A 21,301-nucleotide genomic window follows, 5' to 3' on the forward strand; every position below is an offset into this window, starting at 1 on the left:
ATGGGGCTGAGATGTCACTCGCCATCGTCAGACACTCCCAACCTCTCGTTTCGTGATGTCGATGCCCTTTTCGGCGAGATACTGCGTTGACTCACGACCCCAGTCCTCCTCGCCGGACCCCTTCGTCAGCAGCAAGTACACCTGCGAGTCGCCGAACGGCCGCATCGTCCGACCCGCACGTTGGCCAGTCTGTGACCTCGAGGAGCACATCGTTGACGCGAGGATGGCCACCTCCGCGTCGGGCAGGTCGATCCCCTCGTCACCGACGCGGGAGATGATCAGCGCCTCAAGGGCTCCCTCTCGGAACTGCTCGTATAGTTCCTCGCGATCGGCGTGGCTCGTCTCGGTGCATAGGTTACGAGAACTGTGTATCGAGGAGCTTCTCCGCATGTTCCACGTCGAACGCGTCCGATCCTCGGAACACTGACAAGGGTAATTCTCGGTCTTCCTGTGCGTAGTCTTCTTTCCAGAGCGTTGCTAGCTCTTGGAAATCGCGTGCTCGGACTAACCTGATATGGGTTCCAACCTGCATCTCCAGTTGTAACGCATCCGATTCCGCTTTTTCAGTGAAATCAGGCGCGATGATCAGGAACCACTCGACATCGTGCTGCTGGCTTTTCGTGTCGATGTAATTTTTTATTTTGCTTCGAGTGCTGCTCCCGAGCCGAAATTTCTGACGTCGACGTTTGTTGTCCCACAGCAACCACTCCTCATCTTGTTCGATTTCACCGTCGGCGACGACACCACTCGAATGCTGACCGAGTTGGTTCGTCCCCTCGAGGTTGAACACCTCGCTAAAGATCTCGGCTGTGGCGTCCTCGAAGAGAATATCCATCTTCTCACGAGGGTTGTCTGCGTCAACGAGATCCTGGATCTGCGGTGGTATCTCGGTCACCGACCCATCGGCGATCTTTTCGTAGGTATCTAAGTACAACTCAACGGCGGGATCGTCATCGTCAACCGTCTTCTGGGACTGCTCGAAGTACTCGATAATCGCCGACACCATCTCGTCAGTCCTTCGCTTGTGAGCATCCAAGCCGTACTCGTCCACGATCGCTTTCAGGTCGTCTTTCGGGACCACTTCTTTCAGCAACTCGCTGGGGTAGACACCCGATTTGACGATGTTTTCGCGACGGTTCGCGTTCTTACCATAGTTCTTTCCGGTGACATCAAACACCTCACGAGCGTCGATGAGAACCTGTTGCCGGTCGAAAACATCGAGTGTATCCAGCATCCGCTGAAAGTTCGACTCAGACATCTCATAGTATAGCCAGTCCTGAACGTAATCGATGTAATCATCTGGGATGCCGACGAGTTCACCGCCGTCATCAGGGCTGACTTCATATACGAGTGCCTGCTCTTGGAGCGACCAGAGCCCTTTCTCGATCGTCTTCAGTGCGTGTTCGGGGTTCTCTGACCGGGAGACTTTGGGAAATCGTCCGATTGCAGAAAGCCGCTGGAAGAAGTCGAGCCACGTGAAGTAATCGCGTTTGTGTTCACAGGAGCGGTTGTGTAGCTCAAAGTAGCTATACACCATATGAAGCTCCGAGTCATCGATCTGGTCTTTGTAATCGACCGCTGCTTTCGAGAGGTGAAGTAGATCGTCGGACTCTGCGAATGATTCATCATCATATGACGAAATCAAGTCGCGCTGCCAGGCCTGAACCTCATCCAGAAGCTCGTCCTTCTCCATGCTGTAGTCGGACTGCTGGATCAGTTGCCGGAGGATACCGTATCGGATAGTGAGTGCTTGATAAGCCGAATCATTGATCTCGCCGACACGGGGTGGTGTGAAGTTGTTCAGCTCCTCCCGGACACGTGTCTCGGATACGAGCGCAGGGACGTGTGTCTCGAGATAGGCCTCTCGATTGTCGAATCCATCATGTTTGAACTCCTCTGGGTCGAAATCGCCAACCTGGAGTTTTGTATCAGCCTTTATGAACCGATCACGCTCAAACCGGTGCCAGTTTTGATCGACAAGATCTTCGAGTCTCATATCTAGAGATAATTATACCACCAGTACTTCAATATAAGTCCTCAAATACACCATCCTCAAGACGAACGAAATCACATCCGGGGCTAGCCGCCTCATCCACTTGATGTCGCGAAGAGAGAAACAGCCGGCCGAACCTTTAGTATCTGACAGTCCGCTCATGACCGTATGCCCAAGTGCCCCGCGTGCGGGACGGCCGTGACCGACATAGCGCAGTACTGTTCGGAATGCGGGACATCGCTTGACGACATCGGGGAGACGCAGGTCGCCGGCTCTGACGTCGATCTCGAGCGAGAGGCTGATCGATCGAGCAACACGTCCCGGGAGTCGATGTTCTATATCGGCGCTGTGCTCGGTGTGTTCGGCGTCGTCGTGTTTCCGTACGTCTTCTTCCTGGTCGCGCTACCCGAGGCGATCCTCCATCTCGTCAGAGGTCACGGAACGCTCGAGTACCTCTCGCGGGATGCCCGAGACAACCCCGCCATGAAAGGGACGTTCTTGATCTTCCGGTGGTACGGGAACTTCCTGATACTAGCGTTCTTCGCCGGGATCCTCATCGGATTCCTCTTGCTTATCTAGGGCGGCTTCTCACCTGCCTCATCCTATCGCTCAGTCTGGGCGCTTATCGAGCACCTCCTCGAGAATCAGCTGGGTATCCTCGGCGGCAGCCCGTCCGGGGACGTCCTCCGGGAGCTCGACTAGCGCGCGGCCGAGGAACACGCGGGCGTCCTTGAGGTCGTCGACATCAACCACGAGTTCGTGCTACTGTTTACGGGTACGAGTGAGTAGCAAGGTAAACATCAGGATACCGAGGCCTGCAGCGACGATTCCGAAACCAGTTACTGGAAGTGCACTCGGCATCTCACTGCGCGCCTCAATGTGTGTATTTGTATATGCTTCTCCCCCTGTCCGTGTCCAATTTGCGGTATTACCATCTACCTCATCCGCATTAGATTCTACAATATTGCCAGGCATATGTAGAGTATAATCGAGAACCAAGCCAGACATAGCCTCTCCACCGAGTTCTGATGTTTCTTCAGATTGTGCAGACTCATTCACGAATGCAGTATCTGTGTATGTGAGTTCACCATCATCCTCTTCGAGTGTAATCGCATCCATCTCCGAACTCGGTATCTCGGATAGCTGGATGTTAATCGTCGCTTCATCTCCATCGATCTCCTCACTATACTCGATACGATCAGACTCCACATCAACATCATCCGTCATTTGATCGCGGAGGCTCTCATACCCCTCTTCCTTAGCTGCTTCATTCAGCCAGCCATAGACTGTCGTCGAGGTCGTGATATTCAGATCATACCGTTCGATCGTGTTCGCATCCCCTACCTCTGCAGTCACTGATATCGTCGCACATCCTGAAAGCCCTACTAAAAGAGCTACTGCAACCGCTGCGAGTACTTTTCGATTCATACGGGCGTAATATGAGAGACGATATATAGTGGTTTGGGAGGTCATAACACAGATTTTTGGATCTGTTGAAATCCACTGATATTGACAGGAGTGACGTGCTGAATACAGAGCATCTATTCATCAAAATGGAAGATTATAGCACCAACAACAACGCCCAAAAATAGGAATGGCATAACAGCCAGTATAACTATTCCCGACATTGGTTCTGGGTTGTAATAGATATGTAAAACTAGTTTAAACCAAAATAAAGGAAATGATATAGTAGGCACTAGAAGTAATTGCCCACTTTAGGAACAGAGAGTTTGTCGAGAGCGGTGTCGATCGCTGTTGTTAGCTCATCGAGCGAGTCAAAGAAGCGGTTGCTAAGAGCCTTTTGCAGCTGTCTCCAGCATTCTTCGACCGGATTCAACTCCGGTGAATACGAGGGTAACGTCACGAAGGCGAGGTCGTCACGGGCCGCCAGGTCCGTGACCGCCGACGCCTGAAAATACGGCGCTCCGTCCACCACGACGATCAAGTCATCTTCGAATTCTTCGCATAATGCCAAAATGAAATGTTTCGCGTGTTCAGCCGTGACGTATTCGGTAAATCGAGAGAAGAAGCGATCACCGTCCTCGGTGATCGCGCCCAGCAGACACGTCCACTCACGTTGGCCTGAAAGCTCGACAGAGGGCCGCGTGCCCTGTGGAAACCACGCGGCACGCGGCTCAACTTGGACGGATTTCTTGGTTTGGTCGATACAGACTACGGTGGCGTCCATTTCCCGCCGCTTTTTTTGAGCTCTTCGTGGAACTCCTCTTGCTCGTCTTCGTCGGCTTCGGCGGCTGAGCGGCGTGGTTTTTGATAGCTCAATCCCGCTTCTTTCAACAGCCGCCGGCAGCTGGGGATTGAATACTCGACGCCGTACGTTTCTTCGAGATACTGTTGGGCAAGCGCCGGCGTCCACGCCGGCGCGTCGATCCCAACCTCTTCAGGTGATTCGTGAACGGTTTCTTCGAATTTTTCTTGCTGTGATTCTGAGAGTTTACGGTTTCTCCCAGTTCGTTTATCGTCAGAAACGGCTTGCTCAAGCGACTCGTCGGTGTCGAGTCGCTTGAGCCAGCTGTAGATCGTCCGCCGCTGAACATCGTACCACTCGGCTAGCTCGGTCTGCGTGACACCGTTCTTGTACGCGATTGCGGCTAAGAGCCGTTGTGTCGGCTTCTTTCCGTCCACGTCGTCAAGAGCGTCTTGCAATTCCTTGACGGAGATCTCGTCGAGATGTTCCACTATCTCTTACAGCAGTCTCCGAGCAAAAAGTTCTAACGGTTACTATAGAAATGTTATGGACAAGGAAATAAATGCGATCACCAAGGGACCGGAGGTCTTTGGAAGGGAAGCTGCTGCAAGCGGACTGTACTCTTCAATAAACATTCTAAATTTCCATTCATACATTAAATCTAAATTGATGTTACCAAACATTTTATATTTACCTCGCTCATGATATTCCCGGACTCTTCTAGCACAGACATAGCTAATACCGCCCGTTACTACCAAACCAAAAAAAGAAGCTATGTAAATGAACTCACCCAGTTCAACCCAAAGAAGTGATGCAACTACTGCAGGCCAAAACAGCATAGGTGGCGCCATTTTCAATACGTTATCAATACCGAACGGCATACTGAATTCAATTATCCTTATTGCTGGTAAATGTAGTGTCGGTCAGGCTATCAGAATTGCTGAATTTGCGCTGTGTATTCAGCACGGTCTCAGAGAACTATCACCGAGTGAGGGTTCCAACAAGACCGACTGATTCGGTTCCGTCACCCGATTTCTTCGGGTTATGTTCCGTTGCTTGCAGATCGGCTCCCCGTTCCAACTTCATCTCGAACGACGAAATAGAGAATCCAGACGATGATGCCTCCGAAAAACGCGCCGAGCGCCCACGCGAGCGTATGGCTGCTGTTCCGTTCCTTTGCGTCCCGATATATGAGCGCAGTCACGACCAGTGCTGGGATGAGGAATATCCCGGTGACGATAAATATGATCAACAGTTCTGGACCGACGGGGACGCCTTGAAGGAGGGGCATTATCCTACCAATTAGGAGATCGTTGATAAAAGGATTCCCCCCGAGATACGTATGACGTCCGGAAACGTGTCTTACCGGATCAAGGCGTGAATAGCACGCGATTCCTACTGGATGCGGAGTGTATCAATAGAGATAGAACAACGAAATTCGTTCTTGTACAAGATATCTACCTCCATAGTGTCGTACTACTCTAAAAATTGGAGGAGCTACCGAGAGACTCTCAGATGTTCTCGAGATACCCTCGTCGCTGCTCTAGCTTGACCTCCTCTGATCTCCGATCGTAGTGCTGTTCGAGCACGTCACGGCTCACGTTCATTCGATCGCTTACTACCTCCGTCGGCACGTCCTCAGTCAGGAAGTGCGTAATACTGCCTCTCCGAATCGCGTGCGGACTCACGGACTCCGGACAGGGAGTATCGGAGTCGTCTTCACAACCCGGGCACGGGGCGTCCCTGAAACACGGTGCGGTCGTCTTGTATACTGCCCGACGGATCCCGGTTCGGCTCAAGCGACCGTAACAGCTCGTGAAGAGCGGCTCTCGGCCGTAGTCGTCGACCTCGTCAGCACGGTCGTGCTCGACGAACGCCCGAAGCACCTCGGCGAGCTCGTCGGTAATCGCGACGGGCCGTTCGCCGCTCTTACCGTTCTTCAGAGTGGTTCCTTCCTCGGGTCGGTGCACAAGTCTGATGTATCCGTCGTCGACGTTGACGTCGCTCAGGTCGATGGAGTTTGCCGCGCCCAGTCTAATGCCCGTCTCCCAGAGCAGCGCGATGATGGCGTGCTCCCGGGAGGCGAAGTGAAACTTCCAGAGGTGTTCGAGGACCGCCTCGGCCGCATCGGCCTCGAGCATGTCGTCGCGCTGCCGTTGCCCGGGGCTGAGCGTCGGAACCATGACCTTGTCGTAGAGGTTCGGCGGGACGGCCTCGATGGAAGCGGCCCACTTCAGGAACACGCGCAGCGAGCACATCTGGTGGCGCAGCGACATCTTGTTGATGTCGTGCTCCTCCATGTGCCAGAGCCGGAACTTGTGGAGGTCCCGGCCGGAGAGGTCGTTCATGTTGTCGATGCCGTTCTCGTCGCACCACGTGCTGAAGTGCTTGGATCGGTACTTGTGACTCCGAACCGTCTTCTCGGTACAGTGGGTCGCCTTGTGGTCGAGAAACAGCTCGCGCGCGGTGCTCGGATCGATCGGATCGAGGTCGTGATTGTCGCTCATTCTATTTTCACGAGCCCCGTGTAGAAGGCGTGAAGCGGCCGAAATCGGGGGAGAAGCGAACTAGCGCACCTCGAAATTAGTCCGCCCCAACCCATCCGGAATCCGCACGATTAATAGTACTGTCGTGGCAGCAGTATCTCCTTTTCATGATCGTTGTGTCCCCGTCGTGTGAGATGGTCAATACTTATTGCTATTGATTGTCATACTCTCACGTGGATTTCCAATGAGCGATACCGAAGCCGTACTCGACCATCACTTGGAGGCGTTCGCCACTCAGGATTTAGACGAGGTCATGATCGACTACGCGGAGGAGTCGACCGTCGTCACGAACCTCGGCGTCTTTCGCGGGATGACTGAGATCGAGGGCCTGTTCGCGGACATCTTCGACGAGTTCGGACAGGAGGGGTCGACGATCGAAGTGATCGATACGATCGTTGAAGACGAGTTTGCCTATCTCCTCTGGCACGGCGAAACGCCGGACAACGTCTATGAGTTCTGTACGGATACCTTCTACATCCCTGCCGAGACGATCGAGTTCCAGACGTTTGCCGGCAAGATCGAACCCAAGGACTGAACGGCTGGTACCCATTGAGTCCCGTCCGTCGAAACACCGCCAACATCGGGACTGGACCCACGAGCTGTTGAAGACTAAAGTGGTTCGACCACGTCGTCCGGGGGTTGCTGCATACGGAAAACCCACGTTCCGGGAGCGACGGGAGTCATTGCTCGTAGATGTAGACCGCTCTCCCCTCGGAACGTTCGCCTGCGACGATCATCGTCCCGTTTGTGGTCGCTATCGCGTCGCCGAACCGCTCGGATGAACCGGGCGCAGTGAAATATACCCCTCGCGGATCGTTCGTACTAGACGGCTGATCCAGTTCGTAAACCGCACCGACCGAGTCGTCGAACCGAGCGTGCGGTGCGCCGACTAGCAACGCATCACCATCCATCACAACAGTGTTACCAAAATACCAATCGGAATGGCCACTGGGGGCAGTGTACATCCGTTCGCGAGACCACCGTCCATCTGAACGGTCGAACACGTACGCTGTATCGTTGCTGTAATCGCCGATCAATGCCGTCCCATCACCCACCGAAACCGACCAGCCGAAGTGGTCTCCCCCCGTCGCTCCGGAGAGGGTCGTTCGGTGGCCCCAGGTACCGCTCGATCGGCTGAAGACGTGAACGACACCCGATTCGGCGCGCCGACGTTTCGGTCCTGACTTCGGCGGCATTCCGACCAGTATCGTCTCGCCATCGATCGCGGTTGATCTGACGGCCCGTCCGTCGTCCCGGTCAGCACCAGACAGCGTCTGTTTCCGTCCCCATTCCCCGCTTTCGCGTTCGTAGACGTCTACGAGCCCGTCGCCGTCCGCTGTCCGCAGGACGGCCGTATCATCGTCCACCGCCATCGATTCGATGTAGACGCCCTCGGTTAGCTCCGTCGCAGCTGCCAGCCGTCACCGTTCGATCGCTCGAACACCGACACGGGGATCCGCGACGTCCCCGAGTAGTTGTACTCGTTGCCGACCAGCAGCGTCGACTCGCTGGCCGCGATCTGCCCGCCGAAGTAGTCGCGTTTCCGTTGCCGACCAGTCAGCGTCGTCGTCTGGTCCCAACCGTTCTCCAACGGCTCAAACACGGCCACCATTCCGGCTTTTTCCACGCCATCGCGAGCAGCCTGGGGAACGCCGACAAGGACGGCATCGCCCGTCGTAGCGACCACCTGCCCGAACGATTCCGATCGATCAGGCCCGCCGAGAGTGGCCACCGGAGACCGGGATTGGGAAACCGCGGTGAACGGGTTCGGCGAGACAGTCTTCCAGCTTTCGCGTTCGGGGTTGGAACGGGTTTCGTCCCCCGAGAACACCTGCAGACAGCCACCGATGCCGGCGAGCGTTCCGCCCGCGAGACATCCCAGGACCGTCCGTCTCGTCTGCTCGTCGCTCACCATAGTTCACTTTCGATGACTGATGCGGAATAGCTTTTGTACAGATCGATTCGCCAAACCTGCTCCGATCGAAGCGGCATGTGGGACACGCGCTGGATATAACACGGGAAGAATACGGGGGGTTCCCTGGATAGTTATAGTAGATGTTAGAAATAGTTACTCACTTTTGGAATAGAGAGTTGTTCAAGAGCGGTGTCAATCGCTGTTGTAAGCTCGTTGAGTGAGTCAAAGAAACGATTGCTGAGCGCTGTTTGAAGCTGTCTCCAGCATTCCTCGACTGGGTTCAACTCCGGCGAATACGACGGAAGCGTCACAAACGCGAGGTCGTCACGGGCCGCGAGGTCCGTGACGGCCGACGCCTGAAAGTACGGTGCTCCATCGAGAACGACGATCAAGTCATCTTTGAATTCTTCACATAATGCTAAAATGAAATGTTTTGCGTGATCGGCAGTGATGTATTCTGTGAACCGAGAGAAGAAGCGATCACCATCTTCGGTGATCGCGCCGAGCAAGCACGTCCAATCCCGTTGGCCGGATAATTCGACAGACGGCCGCGTGCCGCGCGGAAACCACGCGGCACGCGGCTCAACTTGGACGGATTTCTTGGTTTGATCAATACAGACTACTGTGGCGTCCATTTCCCGCCGCTTTTTTTGATCTCGTTGTAGAACTCGTCTTGCTCGTCATCGTCGGATTCAACGGCTGAACGGCGTGGTTTTTGATAACTCAACCCAGCCTCTTTCAACAACCGCCGACAGCTCGGGACTGAGTACTCAACGCCGTAGGTTTCTTCAAGGTATTGTTGTGCGAGCGCCGGCGTCCACGCCGGCGCGTCAAGGCCGACCTCTTGGGGTGATTCGTGGACTGTTTGCTCAAACTCTTGTTGCTTTGTTTCTGAAAGTTTCCGCTTTCGTCCAGATCGATGAGCATCAGAAACAGCCTGTTCAAACGGCTCGTCAGTATCGAGCCGCTTGAGCCAGTTATAGATCGTTTTTCGTTCTGTATCGTACCACTCGGCAAGTTCGGTTTGCGTGACACCATTTTTGTACGCGATCGCGGCTAACAACCGTTGTGTCGGCTTGTTTCCGTCAACATTGTCAAGCGCCTCTTGGAGTTCTTCGACGGAGATCTCGTTGAGGTGATCCATTAGATACTATATTAATCTCTGAGTAAAAAATTCTATCGGCTACTATATAAGATCGTACGGATCATGATGTGCCATATGAGAAAAGACGGGACGACGACACAGTTCGACAACGTCAGCTACACAAAAGCTGTTGCGCTTCAAGAGGTCGGTATTTGGTGGGTCAAGGATGTATATGAAGCAGATTTGGAAGATCTGATGGCCGCCGAGGGTGTCGGGGAAAAGACGGCGAAAAGTATGAAAAACCAAGCTGAGCGTGAATTTGGTAGCTGGTGACAATTTCGTTATAGGAACGGATGTCGTGGATCTGTTCACTCACGGAACCACGATCAGTCCGTCACCGGCTCACGAAGTCGTATCAGTATCAACGGCGTCAAGATCGGGCTCGTCGAACTCGAGTGCTTCCGCGACAGCATCCGGAAGAGCCGGGCGAGGCGCCGATTCGTGGCGCCCGATTTTCTCGGTCTTCCGCGTGTTTTCGTAGAGGGCCCGAGCGACCGGGACTCCGCGGAGATACTTGTAGTCGTGGAGGATCTCGATTCCCCGCTCGGTGAATCCGTAGAACTGTGCCGGAAGATCGCGTTTCCCCTCACTTGGTTCGTACGTGTAGCGTGCGAGAAGCCCGGCGTCGATCAACGTCTCCAGCTGGTCTTTGATTGCTGCCTGACTCTTCCCGGTCATATACTCGAGTTCGGCGAGCGACATCAGATGGGCGGGGTGGCCCAGCAGCTCCTGGATGATGAGATGGCGCGTATCCTGGGACAGCAGCTTGAACAGCCGCTGCTGTTCCGCGAACGGCCCTGTCTCGGCCGTGCCCGTGTCGGTTTCGCTCATGTGTGACGTTACGAGGAGGGATGCAATAACAGTTAGGTTCATCCAAGTTGGTTAAACTAGAAAAAGACAAAGTGATTCAAAGGAAATAAGCTGGAGTGGCTTGAACCGGCAGCTAATGGCCGATCCAAGCCCTCCGACGGAAGCTGCGGACATTATGACTGTCGTTCACGAGGCCGTCGGGGGCATCGAGCTTGAGCCAGCGGAGAAACGAGATATCTGGCGGTTCACACGGCGTGAACTGCCGTATCTCTCGAGTCAGCGGACGTCGTATTTCATCCTCGGGAGCTATCGCGACCCCCATCTCCGCCGGCTTCGCGCCGTGCAGAACGAACTCACGAAGCAACTCGGTTCCTATCCGTTCATCATGGGTGATCTCCTCGAGCTTCCGGCTGAGCGGCTCAATACGTTCGATATCATGTTTTCGTTGCTCGCGACATACAGCGACTACATCGTCGGTGTCTTTGAAAAGGAGAGCGGCGGAGAGGCTCCTGAATTGGGCGAAATTGATGACTCACCGTATTTCGCCAAGTCGTACGTGTTCCCGCGTGATTACGCGTGGGTGACTGACGCCAACCTGGAATCGAAACGGCACGTCATTCAGGCCGCCCTTGAGATTGCGTTTTCGGACGATTTGTCGGGGGATGAGGTCCAATCGCAGATCGAATCGCTCGTTGATCGCACACGAGATACCGATCTCGACATCGACGAACAGGCGATTTGGGATGTGATCGACGATCGGACGGGTGAGGGCGAAGAACCGGCAACGTACAGTTGGGTCCATCTCAACAAGTTCCGCAAATTCGAACTCCACGAGCGGTGCTTCCCGTGGACGACGGAGGACGAACTTCGAAGTGCGGTTAACGAACTCCCGTCTCCCACACCACGTCCCGAGTGGGAAGAGAGCAGGGAACGGTGAATACAGCTCCGAGAAGCTGGTCAAGAACGAGGATGCGCCGCGGCCGGGCGAAAAGATGAGCGTGCGTACTGAGGTTTCTTCAGCCGTCGCGTCCCGGTTCGACTCTCACGGCGGGCTACACGCGTCGATCACTCCCGCCAGCCGGGACACGGTCTGGTCACGGCGCCCTCAGCGGCCGAGGCGAACATCGAGGGGTACTTCGCCAGGACGCCGCGGCCGTACTCGAGTTCGGAGGGGCTCCAGTCGTCCAGGCGCGCATCGATCTCGTCCTCCGAGAGGCCGACCGCCAGGGTCCGTTCCGGCACGTCGATCGTGATCGTGTCGCCGTCCTCGACCGCCGCGATCGGGCCGCCGGCGGCGGCCTCGGGTGCGACGTGGCCGATCATGGGGCCGCGGGTGGCGCCGGAGAAGCGACCGTCGGTGAGCAGCGCCACGTCGTCGTAGCCTGCGCCGACGATCGCCGCCGTGACGCTGAGCATCTCCTGCATTCCGGGGCCGCCGCGGGGGCCCTCGTTGCGGATGACGACGACCTCCCCGCCGTCGAGGTCGCGGTTCTCGACGGCCGCGAACGCCTCGTTTTCCCCGTCGAATACCCGCGCCGGCCCCTCGAATCGGTACTCGTGCTCGCCGGTCACCTTCAATACGGCCCCGTCCGGCGCCAGATTTCCCCGGAGGACGACGATGGCGCCCTCCTCGTCGATCGGGTCCTCGGGCGGCCGGACGATCGCCGGATCGGGCGTCGGGGGATCCACCCGTTCGACGGCCTCCTCCAGCGTCTCGCCGGTGATCGTGAGCGTTCCGCCGTCGACGTGGCCGCCGTCGATCAGGTACCGGAGGACCGCCGGAACGCCGCCGTTGCGGTGGAGATCGTGCATCGTGTACTCGCCGCCGGGCTTGAGGTTGCAGACGTGTGGCGTCCGCGCGGAGATCGAATCGAAGGTCTCGAGTTCGAGGTCCACGCCGGCCTCCTCCGCAAGCGCGAGCAGGTGGAGGACGGCGTTCGTCGACCCGCTGATCGCCGCCTGCACCGCGATGGCGTTCTCGAAGGACTGTCGGGTGAGGACGTCGCTCGGTCGCAGTCCCGACCGGAGGGCGTCGACGACGACCTCGCCGCATGCTTTCGCGACCGCCTGTCGCTCGTCGGTTTCCGCGGCCGGCGAGGCCGATCCGATCGGTGCCAGTCCGATCGTCTCGGCGATGGTCGCCATCGTGTTCGCCGTCGCCATCTCGGCACACGATCCGGCACCCGGGCAGGCCGACCGTTCGAGTTCCTTCAGCTCCGCTTCGGTCATCTCGCCGCCCAGGACCGCGCCGACGCCCTCGACGACCTCGACGCCGCTCACCTCCTCGCCATGGAACGTCCCGGTCGGCCGCGAGCCGCCGTATAAAAGCACCGTCGGAAGATCCGTTCGGATGCCGGCCATCAACATGCCGGGGAGGTTCTTGTCACACCCCGCGACCCCGACGATGGCGTCGAGCCGCTCGCCGAAGGCGACGAGTTCGACGGAATCGGCGATGACCTCCCGGGAGATCAACGAGGCCTTCATCCCCTCGTGGCCCATCGAGACGCCGTCGGAGATAGTGATCGTTCCGAACTCGACGTGGACGGCGCCGGCGGCATCGATTCCCTCCTTCGCCGCCGCCGCCACCTCGTCGAGGTGGGAGTTGCAGGGGGTGATCTCGGCGGCCGTGTTGGCGACGCCGATCATCGGCCGCTGGAGGTCCTCGGCGTCGAGGTCCATGGCGTGTAACATCGCCCGGTTCGGGGCGCGTTTGACGCCCTCCGTGAGATCCTGGCTTGGGAGCCGGTCGTCGGTCATACCACCGACCATGACACCGGCTCACCTTAAACTACGGGACGGCGGAACGCTGACACCGAATCGGATGGCGGACGTCGGTGTCAGGGGAGTAGATCGACGATCTGGGGGACGATGCCCAGGCGGACGGCAGCGCCCATCGCGCCGAAGATCAACACCGCGATCAGCGCGAAGACGTAGTAGACGTTCCAGGCGGTCGTCGGGTGGAACCGCTCGGGGAGGTTCTTCTTGACGACGTACCAGTTCGCCGGGAAGAAGACGATCTCCGTCACCGCGAGGATCGCGGCGATGTAGAGGATGAAGGTGACGGGGATGTTCCCCAGGACGAAGACGGTGATGCTGCTGACGAGGACGACGAGCGTCAAGACGACTCGACGAATGAGGTCGCTGTCCATGTCCTCGTTCTCCATCGCCATCGGGAGCACGTCGCCGACAGCACGGGACGCGCCGTCGAGCAGGGTGATGACCGTCGAGTAGAGCGCCGCGAAGGCGCCGACCATCATCGCCCAGAAGGACCACGGACCGAAGGACTCAGAGAGGATCTGTCCGATCGCGACCGCGAACCGCCCGTCGCCGGGCGGGTTCGGATAGAGCACGTTCGACGAGAGAATGACCATCACGGCCAACAGCACGAAGCTGAACGCGTAGCCGATGTTGAAGTCCCGACGCCCGGTCTTGATCCACTGTGCGATGTAGTCGTGGTATTTCTCGTTTTCCGGGTCGAGTCCGTGCTCCTCGAGCTGGTTTGCGCCCTCGCCTTTGGCCATGCTCCAGCTGCCGATCAGGACGCTCGTGCTGAACCCCGTCGGCGCGAAGCCCGCGGCCGCGGCGAAAAGCGCCACGAATCGGACCGTGCGGTCGCCGGCCAGATCGAGCGAAAACGCCGTTCCGGTCACGACGTCCGGCGACGGCGGGCCGACGATCACGCCGATGACGAGCAGCACGCCCAACGCGATCGTGAAGCCGACGAGGATCTTCTCGAGCAGGCTGTAGCGCGCGAAGAACACGAGTACGCCGGCACCACCCACGAAGGCGACGAAGGCCTGTGGCACCGCAAGCGGCGTCAAGAACGAGACGATCGCCGCCGTACTCATTCCGACCGCGCCGACGATGGCGATGTAGAAGACGCCGAACACTAACACGGTGAACCACTGCATCCAGTTTTTCGGCCCCGGAAGCTGGTCGTATGCCTCGACGGGGTTGCCCCCGACGCCGTAGTTGTAGCGGATGCCGAGCTCCCACGCCCCGTACTTGGCGATGTAGATGATCGCGAACACCCACACCGCAAAGAGGCCGAACGTCGCGCCGAACTCGGGTCCGACGGCGATGTGGCTCCCGCCGATGCTGATCAGCGCCCACAGCATCGAGGGGCCGAAGTGGTCCGAAAAGAACCCCTTCCAACCGCTCGAGGGATACTCGAGGTCGACGGAATCGCCCGTATCAGCGGCCATTCTCGGTCCTCCGTTGGGTCCCGTCTGTTCGCCACCGGCTCCGGCGTCGTGTGACGTGGATCTGCATGCCTATACACACCATTGGCAAAGAGCGCTCATATAAGTACATCGATGATCGTTACTTTCAGACGCGAGAACCGCGATCGAGCGGATCACGCACCGGGATCGCTTCGGCACACGGTATCGCGTCCGATCACGCTCGCACCACGCCGGCAGTCGACGTCCGATCACGCTCGCACCACGCCGGCAGTCGACGTCCGATCACACTCGCACCACGCCGGCAGTCGACGTCCGATCACGCTCGCACCACGCCGGCAGCCGACGTCCGATCACGCTCGCGTCACGTCGGTGATCTCGAACCGGGCACCGCCCTCGTCCCCTTCCGTCACATCGATCGACCACCCGTGGGCGTCGACGACCTGTTTGACGATCCGCAGCCCGAATCCGGTCCCCGACTCCGCGGTCGAGAACCCGGCCTCGAAGACGTCCTCGCGGTCCTCCTCGAGTATCCCCGGGCCGTCGTCGGCGACGTAGAACCCCTCGCCGCCATCGGGGTCGCCGACGGTCACGCTCACGCCCTCGCCGCCGTGCTCGACCGAATTACGAAACAGGTTCTCGAGGAGTTGTTGTACGCGACTGCGGTCCGCCTCGATCGTTCCGTCGACCTCGACCTCGAGCGTCGCTCCTCCGGCGTCGATCCGGTTCCAACATCGCTCACACACCTCCGTGAGGGCCACCGGCTCGACCGCCCGCACCTCGTCGCCCTCGCGGGCCAACGTGAGCAGGTCCTCGATGAGGTCCTGCATCCGATCGTGGGCGTTCTCCACCGCCTCGAGGTGGGGACTATCGCAGTCCTCGCTCGCGAGTTCCGTTCTGCCGACCGCGACGTTGAGCGGGTTTCGAAGGTCGTGTGAGACGATGCTCGCGAACTCCTCCAACCGCTCGTTTTGCCGCTCCAGCTCCTGTTGGCGGCGTTTCTGTGCGGTGATGTCGGTGTCGAGACCGACGAGCCGCTCCGGCGTCCCGTCGGGACCGGTCGAGACGTACGCCTCGAACCGGATCCACCGCACCTCGCCGCGGTCCGGGTGAGTTCGGAACTCGCAGCCGACGGTCGCGGTGTCGGCATCGATCGACTCCTGGAGCGTCGCGAGCTCCTCGCGGTCGTCGGGGTGGACACATCGCTCGTAGAACTCCCCGCTCGTTTCGGCACGGATCGAGGGAATGCCGTAGAGACGCTCGAAGGGCCCGTGGCGCGTCTCGACGCCGGTTTCGAGGTCGATCTCGAAGAGGATCGAATCGGTCGCATCGAGCGCGAATCCCATGCGTTCGCGGATCGCCTCGAGCTCCTCCAGCCGGCTCCGATCGGTGACGTCGACGTAGAGGGCGTGCGTCCCGATCACCTCGCCGCCTCCGTTTCGACGCGGAGTCGCACGAAGCATCGTCTCTATCTCCTCGCCCCCGCTCCCGAGAAGGGTTCGGGATTCACGCGAGAAGTCGCCCGAAAGCGCCCGTTCGTACCCGCCACCGTCGAGCAGGATCTCCGCCGATTCCTCCGTGTAGACGTCCGCAAGCGGTCGCCCTCGAAGATCCTCGCGGGAGTACCCGAGCCGTTCGGCGAACAGCTCGTTGCAGTCGTCGATGGTCGGCTTTCCGTTCTCCCGCCGCGTGAACGCGAACATCACGGGCGCCTCCTCGAACAGCTCCCGGTACTGGTTGCGGTACGCCTCCCTGATGTCGATCCGGTTGTAGGCGTGGGCGATCGTGTCCGCGAGCTCCGAGAGGAGCTCCCGTTCGGACTCGCCGAACGCGTTCTCGTGATTCGCATACACACACAGGACCCCGTAGTTCGTGTCCTTGTAGGCGAGCGGGGCCGCGGCGACGGCCCGGTAGCCGCGTTCGAGTGCCTCCTCGCGCCAGGGCTCGAAGTCCGCGTCCGACTCCACGGCTTGGGAGACGGCGATCGACCCCTCCCGGAGCGCCCTCCCTCCCGGTCCCCGTCCGGTCGGCCGATCGTCGGCAGTCACGTCGATCGAATCGAGGTATCCCTCCTCGATCCCGGCTGCTGCCCGAGGGATGACACGTTCCGTCTCCTCGTCCACCGCTCCGATCCAGGCGAACCGATAGAACGCCGATCCCGTGAGCGTTCGACAGACCTCCTCGTTGATCCCCTCGCGGGTTCTCGCGTCGATCAGGACGCGATTGATCTCCCGAATCGCCGTGGTGATGCGGTCACGTCGCTTCCTCGCTCCCCGATCGCGCGACCGGTCCACGGCGTTCGCGATGCGGCGTGCGAGCAGATCGTATCTCCCCTCGTCCTCGCGTTTCGGCAGGTAGCCCGCGGCTCCCCTGGCGATCGCCTCGCTGGCGATCTCCTCCGATCCCTCGTCCGTAAACAGGATGAACGGGAGATCGGGATCGCGATCGACCACCAGATCCAGTAGCTCCAGCCCGTCCCGTTCGGCCACGTCGTACTCGCTGACGACGCAGTCGATCCCTCCGTCGAGGCGATCGAGTGCCCTACTCGCTCCGATCGCCGTCTCGACGTCGAGGCGATCGTCGCTACGCTCGAGACGTCCCGCGGACTCCTCCGCGAGATTCGGCTCGTCGTCGACGTACAGTACGCGTATCCCCTCCGGATCGGGTTCGGTGGTCATCCCCGGTTCTCCGTTTCGATAGTCGCGGCGGTCACGACGGCGTCGACGTCCACGAGTTCGGACGCCGGTCTCGGGTGTTCGTTCGCTCCTGGCGGCGGGATCGATCCTCGTGTCACGTGGACGGTACTCACTTTTCGGATCCGGATAATGTAACTATCTCTTCTGATAAATAACCACGTGCTCGGAAGGGATCGACGGTCGCGATCGGGGGTCGTCGACCGCGACGATGAACGCTGATGACGGCCTCGCCGATCGGTACCATCACCGCCGTCACCGTGTTCGGAATCCACTCGAACTACGAACGACACAGGGTTGGACGAGACCGTGACACTCACTCGCGTCCGAACCGGTTCGTTTGATGCCGCAGACACCGTCGCCAGCCGGATCCTCGGCGAGGATCCGTTTCCGAACGTTTTCGAGATCGCTCACGTCGAATCCGATGACGTGAGGGCGTCGATAGGGACGTTTCGGAAATATACGGATCAGGAACTCAGTTTCACGGGCGCGTCCAGCATCCGATTGTGCGAATCGCGTGACCTCGGTGCGATATTGAGCTTCAATGACGACTTCGACGGTCGCGTGGAACGAATCGGACCAAGGCACTGGGAGACTTCAGCCCTCACTGCTCGTCAAATCAGAAATGTTCGCCCGGAACACTAACGGCCGGTCTCATCTCCGGCGGCGTGCCGCGTCAACCGGGAAACCCTCGTGCCGGGCGGCCGGATGCGTTCCGGCGGACGGTCGAGACGCGATCGACCGTGCGATCGCGTTCGACGACATGTTCCGCGCCCGGGTTCGCCGCTCGGTCATCGCTCCCGGATGTGGGACGGCTCCGGCGGGGACGAAGGCGCGTACGCGTTCTACCCGTCGGACGCCCTTAACACGTCCGGCCTCACGCGGTCGGACCAATGACCGTCGACTCCGCTACTCCTCGGCGCTCTCCCCGTTCTCTCGTGGCGCGTTCGCGGTGATCGGATCGACGCCACGTCGGCGGGCGTCGAGTTCCGAGAGCCCGTAGACGAGCCCGACGAGCACGACGGCGCCGATCGGCAACAACACGATCGGCGGGATCCCGACGAAGCCCCACACGAGCAGCAACGCGATCGCCACGACCCCGACGGTCACGGCGTAGTACAGCTGCGTCCGGACGTGATCGATGAGGTCCGCGCCCGTGAACGTCGCGGAGAGGACGGTCGTATCGGAGATCGGCGAGGTGTGATCGCCGAATATCGCGCCGGAGAAGATGGCCCCGACCATCGCCGCGACGAGGGTGTGGCCCGCCGCGCCGCCGCCCGTGATCGTCCAGGCGACGGGGATGACGATCGGCGTCAGGATTCCCATCGTTCCCCAGGAGGTGCCCGTCGAGAAGGCCATGAAGGCGGCGATCACCACGACGAGCGCGGGGAGTATCGCCGGATTCACGACGCTCTCGGCGACGCCGGCGACGTACTCGCCCGTCCCCAGCGCGTTCACCACCTCGCCGATTCCCCACGCCAGCGCGAGGATCGATATCGCCGTGAGCATGATCCCGAACCCCTCGATCGTCGTGTCGGTCGCCTCGCCGAGGCTTACCACGCCCTGGAGCTTTCCGAGCACGAACCCGGAGACGATCATCGCGAACGAGCCGTACATGAGCGCCTGATCGTAGGCGGCGTTCGTGACGCCGCTCCAGAGCGCGCCGGTCGGGTCGGACGCGAACGCCGAGGCGGTGAACCCGCCGGTCCAAAGCGCCGTGGCGATGGTCACGCCCACGAGGACGGCGACGGGACCGAGGAAGTTGATCAGTCGTGGGTGGTCCGCCGCCGGCTCGCCGAGTTCGGCGGCAACGTCCTGCATCGGGCGCGCGTCGTCGCGGTTCACCTTTCCGGTCGTCCACGCACGCCGCTCGGCGGTGAGCATCTCGCCGAAGTCGCGTCGGGTCCCCACGATGAGGAACACCATCACGATGGCGAGGATCGAGTACATGTTGAACGGGACGGAGTTGACGAACACCTCGAAGACGGGCGGGTGATCGGAGACGCCCGCCGCCTCGTACCCGTCGTCGATGAGCGAGAGCTGGAAGGCGACCCACGAGGAGATCCCGAGCGTCGCCACCGGCGCGGCCGTCGAGTCGACGATGTAGGAGAGCTTCTCGCGGGAGATACGCAGCCGATCGGAGGCGTCCTTCATCGCGCTGCCGACGATCGCGGTGTTTGCGTAGTCGTCGAAAAACAGGATCACGCCGAGCGCGCCGATCGCGAGGCCACCCTTCCGTTGGGTGTCGAGGCGGGCCAGCGCCCAATCCCGGATGGCGTACGACCCGCCGAGGTTCCAGACCATCGCCACGCCGGATCCGAGAAAGAGGGTGAAGACGATGATCGTCGCGTGGAACTCGTCGGAGACGGCGGCGATGATCCAATCGAACGTCGGGAAGAATCCGAAGCCGGCCGAGACCACGCCCGAGGCCCAGCCCGTGGGATCCGAGAGGAGGTTCGGCCCGCCAGCCTGGAGGATCCCGCCCGACCAGATGCCCAAAAACAGCGACAGTACCGCCTTGCGCGTGACGATCGCCAACGCGATCGCGAGCAAGGGTGGGATCAACGATGCCGCGCCGAATTCGGCCATACCTTCGAGATTCTCCCGGTTGCGACTTAAAACCATCCCGGAACTCGTCCGAGTGGTTCGTCGCCTCTCCATCGAGTAGTCGTCGCCTCTCCATCGATTCGTTCCTCGACGTTCCGGATCCGAACGCACTTATGCGCTTGTGACCCACACCCAGCAATGACCGTACGAGTCGGCATTCTCGGTGCGACCGGCGCCGTCGGACAGCGATTCATCCAGCTTCTCGAGGACCACCCGACCTTCGAGCTCGCCGCGGTCACCGCGAGCGCGGAGAGCGCGGGGAAGACGTATCGCGAGGCGGCCAAGTGGCGCGTCGACACGCCGATCCCCGAGGACGTCGCGGAGATGGAGGTGTCCACGACCGAGCCGGGATCGGTTCCCGACGACGTCGATCTCCTCTTCTCCTCGCTCCCCTCGGGGGCCGCCGCGTCGGTCGAACCGGACTTCCTGGAGGCGGGCTACGTCGTCTCCTCGAACTCCTCGAACGACCGAATGGCCGAGGACGTCCCGTTGACCATCCCCGAGATCAATCCCGAACACCTCGAGTTGATCGACGTCCAACGCGACGAACGCGGGTGGGACGGCGCGCTCGTCAAGAACCCGAACTGCTCTACGATCACGATGGTTCCGACGCTTGCCGCCCTCGACCGCTTCGGGCTGGAGGTCGCGAACGTCTCGACGCTCCAGGCGGTCTCCGGCGCCGGATACTCCGGAGTCACCTCCATGGAGATCATCGACAACGCCATCCCGCACATCGGCGGCGAGGAGGAGAAGATGGAGACCGAATCCCGAAAGCTCCTCGGCGAGTTCGACGGCGCGTCGGTCACGCTTCACGACGCGGACGTCACCGCCTCCTGTAACCGCATCCCGACGATCGACGGCCACCTCGAGAACGTCTTCGCCGAGCTCGCCGAGGACCCGACGCCGGAGGACGTCCGCGAGGCCATGCGCGAGCAGCCCTCGGCCGACCTCCCCAGCTCGCCCGACCAGTTCATCAAGGTCTTCGGCGACGACGAGCCGGAACGCCCCCAGCCCCGACTCGACCGCACCTACGCGGACGGGATGGGAGTCGTCGCCGGCGGCGTCCAGACGACCTCGGGGGGCGTGAAGTACAACTGCCTCGCACACAACACGATCCGCGGCGCCGCCGGCGCGTCGCTCCTCAACGGGGAGCTCCTCGTCGAGGACGGCTGGATCTGAGCGACCGGCGGCGTCCGCTCGTCCCGT

The 21,301-nt window shown here is 59.9% G+C and carries 21 protein-coding genes; 5 read left to right on the forward strand and 16 right to left on the reverse strand.

The window, feature by feature from the left end; genetic code table 11:
* Positions 1-27: 27 nt before the first annotated feature.
* Both ACZ5YD_RS13330 and ACZ5YD_RS13335 read right to left on the reverse strand, forming a co-directional pair.
* The gene (locus ACZ5YD_RS13330) at positions 28-390 is read right to left on the reverse strand and encodes a helicase-related protein (protein WP_379743794.1); all 363 of its coding nucleotides are present in this window, start codon (positions 388-390) and stop codon (positions 28-30) included.
* On the reverse strand, positions 356-1,996 hold the full coding sequence (locus tag ACZ5YD_RS13335; RefSeq protein ID WP_379743791.1) for a hypothetical protein: 1,641 nt from the start codon (positions 1,994-1,996) through the stop codon (positions 356-358). The genes ACZ5YD_RS13330 and ACZ5YD_RS13335 overlap by 35 nt, the downstream gene beginning before the upstream one ends.
* 165 nt (positions 1,997-2,161) lie before the next feature.
* Between ACZ5YD_RS13335 and ACZ5YD_RS13340 the strand changes: the two genes are divergently transcribed.
* Positions 2,162-2,572 carry a zinc-ribbon domain-containing protein gene (locus ACZ5YD_RS13340; RefSeq protein WP_379743788.1) on the forward strand — a complete coding sequence of 137 codons (411 nt, stop codon included), beginning with the start codon at positions 2,162-2,164 and terminating at the stop codon, positions 2,570-2,572.
* Positions 2,573-2,602: 30 nt separating this feature from the next.
* Here ACZ5YD_RS13340 and ACZ5YD_RS13345 read toward each other — a convergent pair whose 3' ends face one another.
* The 6 genes from ACZ5YD_RS13345 to ACZ5YD_RS13370 form a co-directional block, all read right to left on the reverse strand.
* Positions 2,603-2,746 carry a hypothetical protein gene (locus ACZ5YD_RS13345; protein WP_379743784.1) on the reverse strand — a complete coding sequence of 48 codons (144 nt, stop codon included), beginning with the start codon at positions 2,744-2,746 and terminating at the stop codon, positions 2,603-2,605.
* Positions 2,747-2,755: 9 nt separating this feature from the next.
* Complete coding sequence (locus ACZ5YD_RS13350; protein ID WP_379743781.1) at positions 2,756-3,421, reverse strand: hypothetical protein; 666 nt, start codon at positions 3,419-3,421, stop codon at positions 2,756-2,758.
* 268 nt (positions 3,422-3,689) lie between these two features.
* A protein-coding gene (locus ACZ5YD_RS13355; protein ID WP_379743778.1) for an IS630 family transposase occupies positions 3,690-4,690 on the reverse strand; the annotation gives its coding sequence in 2 pieces (ribosomal slippage) (positions 3,690-4,198 and positions 4,198-4,690; 1,002 coding nt in all).
* Between the two features lie 42 nt (positions 4,691-4,732).
* Positions 4,733-5,080 (reverse strand): hypothetical protein, encoded by a 348-nt coding sequence (locus tag ACZ5YD_RS13360; RefSeq protein ID WP_379743775.1) that lies wholly within the window; start codon positions 5,078-5,080, stop codon positions 4,733-4,735.
* A gap of 161 nt (positions 5,081-5,241) precedes the next feature.
* On the reverse strand, positions 5,242-5,490 hold the full coding sequence (locus ACZ5YD_RS13365; protein ID WP_379743772.1) for a hypothetical protein: 249 nt from the start codon (positions 5,488-5,490) through the stop codon (positions 5,242-5,244).
* 220 nt (positions 5,491-5,710) lie between these two features.
* On the reverse strand, positions 5,711-6,547 hold the full coding sequence (locus ACZ5YD_RS13370; protein ID WP_464384451.1) for a tyrosine-type recombinase/integrase: 837 nt from the start codon (positions 6,545-6,547) through the stop codon (positions 5,711-5,713).
* 382 nt (positions 6,548-6,929) lie between these two features.
* On the opposite strand from ACZ5YD_RS13370, the gene ACZ5YD_RS13375 reads away from it, so the two are divergent.
* Entirely contained in the window at positions 6,930-7,280 is a 351-nt protein-coding gene (locus ACZ5YD_RS13375) for a nuclear transport factor 2 family protein (RefSeq protein WP_379743766.1), read from the forward strand.
* Between the two features lie 145 nt (positions 7,281-7,425).
* Here the strand turns inward: ACZ5YD_RS13375 and ACZ5YD_RS13380 are convergent, their stop codons facing one another.
* From ACZ5YD_RS13380 to ACZ5YD_RS13390, 3 genes are all read right to left on the reverse strand, one after another.
* A complete protein-coding gene (locus tag ACZ5YD_RS13380; RefSeq protein ID WP_379743763.1) occupies positions 7,426-8,118 on the reverse strand; it encodes a hypothetical protein in 693 nt (230 codons plus the stop codon).
* Between the two features lie 23 nt (positions 8,119-8,141).
* The gene (locus ACZ5YD_RS13385) at positions 8,142-8,660 is read right to left on the reverse strand and encodes a hypothetical protein (RefSeq protein WP_379743760.1); all 519 of its coding nucleotides are present in this window, start codon (positions 8,658-8,660) and stop codon (positions 8,142-8,144) included.
* A gap of 143 nt (positions 8,661-8,803) precedes the next feature.
* Positions 8,804-9,804 (reverse strand): IS630 family transposase gene (locus ACZ5YD_RS13390; RefSeq protein ID WP_379801110.1). Its coding sequence is split into 2 segments (ribosomal slippage): positions 8,804-9,312 and positions 9,312-9,804, totalling 1,002 coding nucleotides; the frame shifts between segments, so codons are not numbered across the junction.
* A 75-nt stretch (positions 9,805-9,879) separates the two neighbouring features.
* On the opposite strand from ACZ5YD_RS13390, the gene ACZ5YD_RS13395 reads away from it, so the two are divergent.
* The gene (locus tag ACZ5YD_RS13395; RefSeq protein ID WP_379741314.1) at positions 9,880-10,077 is read left to right on the forward strand and encodes a helix-hairpin-helix domain-containing protein; all 198 of its coding nucleotides are present in this window, start codon (positions 9,880-9,882) and stop codon (positions 10,075-10,077) included.
* A gap of 69 nt (positions 10,078-10,146) precedes the next feature.
* On the opposite strand, the gene ACZ5YD_RS13400 is transcribed toward ACZ5YD_RS13395, so the two are convergent.
* Entirely contained in the window at positions 10,147-10,635 is a 489-nt protein-coding gene (locus tag ACZ5YD_RS13400) for an ArsR family transcriptional regulator (protein WP_379741311.1), read from the reverse strand.
* 115 nt (positions 10,636-10,750) lie between these two features.
* Between ACZ5YD_RS13400 and ACZ5YD_RS13405 the strand changes: the two genes are divergently transcribed.
* Positions 10,751-11,551 (forward strand): DUF8170 family protein, encoded by an 801-nt coding sequence (locus ACZ5YD_RS13405; RefSeq protein WP_379741308.1) that lies wholly within the window; start codon positions 10,751-10,753, stop codon positions 11,549-11,551.
* Between the two features lie 128 nt (positions 11,552-11,679).
* Here ACZ5YD_RS13405 and ilvD read toward each other — a convergent pair whose 3' ends face one another.
* The 4 genes from ilvD to ACZ5YD_RS13425 form a co-directional block, all read right to left on the reverse strand.
* Positions 11,680-13,371 carry a dihydroxy-acid dehydratase gene (gene ilvD / locus ACZ5YD_RS13410; protein ID WP_379741305.1) on the reverse strand — a complete coding sequence of 564 codons (1,692 nt, stop codon included), beginning with the start codon at positions 13,369-13,371 and terminating at the stop codon, positions 11,680-11,682.
* Between the two features lie 80 nt (positions 13,372-13,451).
* Positions 13,452-14,819 carry an Nramp family divalent metal transporter gene (locus ACZ5YD_RS13415; protein WP_379741302.1) on the reverse strand — a complete coding sequence of 456 codons (1,368 nt, stop codon included), beginning with the start codon at positions 14,817-14,819 and terminating at the stop codon, positions 13,452-13,454.
* A gap of 329 nt (positions 14,820-15,148) precedes the next feature.
* Positions 15,149-17,473, reverse strand: a complete 2,325-nt coding sequence (locus ACZ5YD_RS13420; RefSeq protein WP_379741299.1) for a hybrid sensor histidine kinase/response regulator — start codon at positions 17,471-17,473, stop codon at positions 15,149-15,151.
* Between the two features lie 924 nt (positions 17,474-18,397).
* Positions 18,398-20,077: a Na+/H+ antiporter NhaC family protein gene (locus tag ACZ5YD_RS13425; protein ID WP_379741296.1), complete on the reverse strand. Its 1,680-nt coding sequence runs from the start codon at positions 20,075-20,077 to the stop codon at positions 18,398-18,400.
* Positions 20,078-20,233: 156 nt separating this feature from the next.
* On the opposite strand from ACZ5YD_RS13425, the gene asd reads away from it, so the two are divergent.
* A complete protein-coding gene (gene asd, locus ACZ5YD_RS13430) occupies positions 20,234-21,274 on the forward strand; it encodes an aspartate-semialdehyde dehydrogenase (RefSeq protein ID WP_379741293.1) in 1,041 nt (346 codons plus the stop codon).
* Positions 21,275-21,301: the final 27 nt, after the last annotated feature.

It is taken from the genome of Halopenitus salinus, assembly GCF_055397165.1.

Coding starts and splice junctions, on each gene's coding strand:
- ACZ5YD_RS13330 (WP_379743794.1), bottom strand. CDS start 390: ATGCGGAGAAGCTCCTCGATACACAGTTCTCGTAACCTATGCACCGAG.
- ACZ5YD_RS13335 (WP_379743791.1), bottom strand. CDS start 1,996: ATGAGACTCGAAGATCTTGTCGATCAAAACTGGCACCGGTTTGAGCGT.
- ACZ5YD_RS13340 (WP_379743788.1), top strand. CDS start 2,162: ATGCCCAAGTGCCCCGCGTGCGGGACGGCCGTGACCGACATAGCGCAG.
- ACZ5YD_RS13350 (WP_379743781.1), bottom strand. CDS start 3,421: ATGAATCGAAAAGTACTCGCAGCGGTTGCAGTAGCTCTTTTAGTAGGG.
- ACZ5YD_RS13360 (WP_379743775.1), bottom strand. CDS start 5,080: ATGCCGTTCGGTATTGATAACGTATTGAAAATGGCGCCACCTATGCTG.
- ACZ5YD_RS13365 (WP_379743772.1), bottom strand. CDS start 5,490: ATGCCCCTCCTTCAAGGCGTCCCCGTCGGTCCAGAACTGTTGATCATA.
- ACZ5YD_RS13370 (WP_464384451.1), bottom strand. CDS start 6,547: ATGAACGACCTCTCCGGCCGGGACCTCCACAAGTTCCGGCTCTGGCAC.
- ACZ5YD_RS13375 (WP_379743766.1), top strand. CDS start 6,930: ATGAGCGATACCGAAGCCGTACTCGACCATCACTTGGAGGCGTTCGCC.
- ACZ5YD_RS13380 (WP_379743763.1), bottom strand. CDS start 8,118: ATGGCGGTGGACGATGATACGGCCGTCCTGCGGACAGCGGACGGCGAC.
- ACZ5YD_RS13385 (WP_379743760.1), bottom strand. CDS start 8,660: ATGGTGAGCGACGAGCAGACGAGACGGACGGTCCTGGGATGTCTCGCG.
- ACZ5YD_RS13395 (WP_379741314.1), top strand. CDS start 9,880: ATGAGAAAAGACGGGACGACGACACAGTTCGACAACGTCAGCTACACA.
- ACZ5YD_RS13400 (WP_379741311.1), bottom strand. CDS start 10,635: ATGAGCGAAACCGACACGGGCACGGCCGAGACAGGGCCGTTCGCGGAA.
- ACZ5YD_RS13405 (WP_379741308.1), top strand. CDS start 10,751: ATGGCCGATCCAAGCCCTCCGACGGAAGCTGCGGACATTATGACTGTC.
- ilvD (WP_379741305.1), bottom strand. CDS start 13,371: ATGACCGACGACCGGCTCCCAAGCCAGGATCTCACGGAGGGCGTCAAA.
- ACZ5YD_RS13415 (WP_379741302.1), bottom strand. CDS start 14,819: ATGGCCGCTGATACGGGCGATTCCGTCGACCTCGAGTATCCCTCGAGC.
- ACZ5YD_RS13420 (WP_379741299.1), bottom strand. CDS start 17,473: ATGACCACCGAACCCGATCCGGAGGGGATACGCGTACTGTACGTCGAC.
- ACZ5YD_RS13425 (WP_379741296.1), bottom strand. CDS start 20,077: ATGGCCGAATTCGGCGCGGCATCGTTGATCCCACCCTTGCTCGCGATC.
- asd (WP_379741293.1), top strand. CDS start 20,234: ATGACCGTACGAGTCGGCATTCTCGGTGCGACCGGCGCCGTCGGACAG.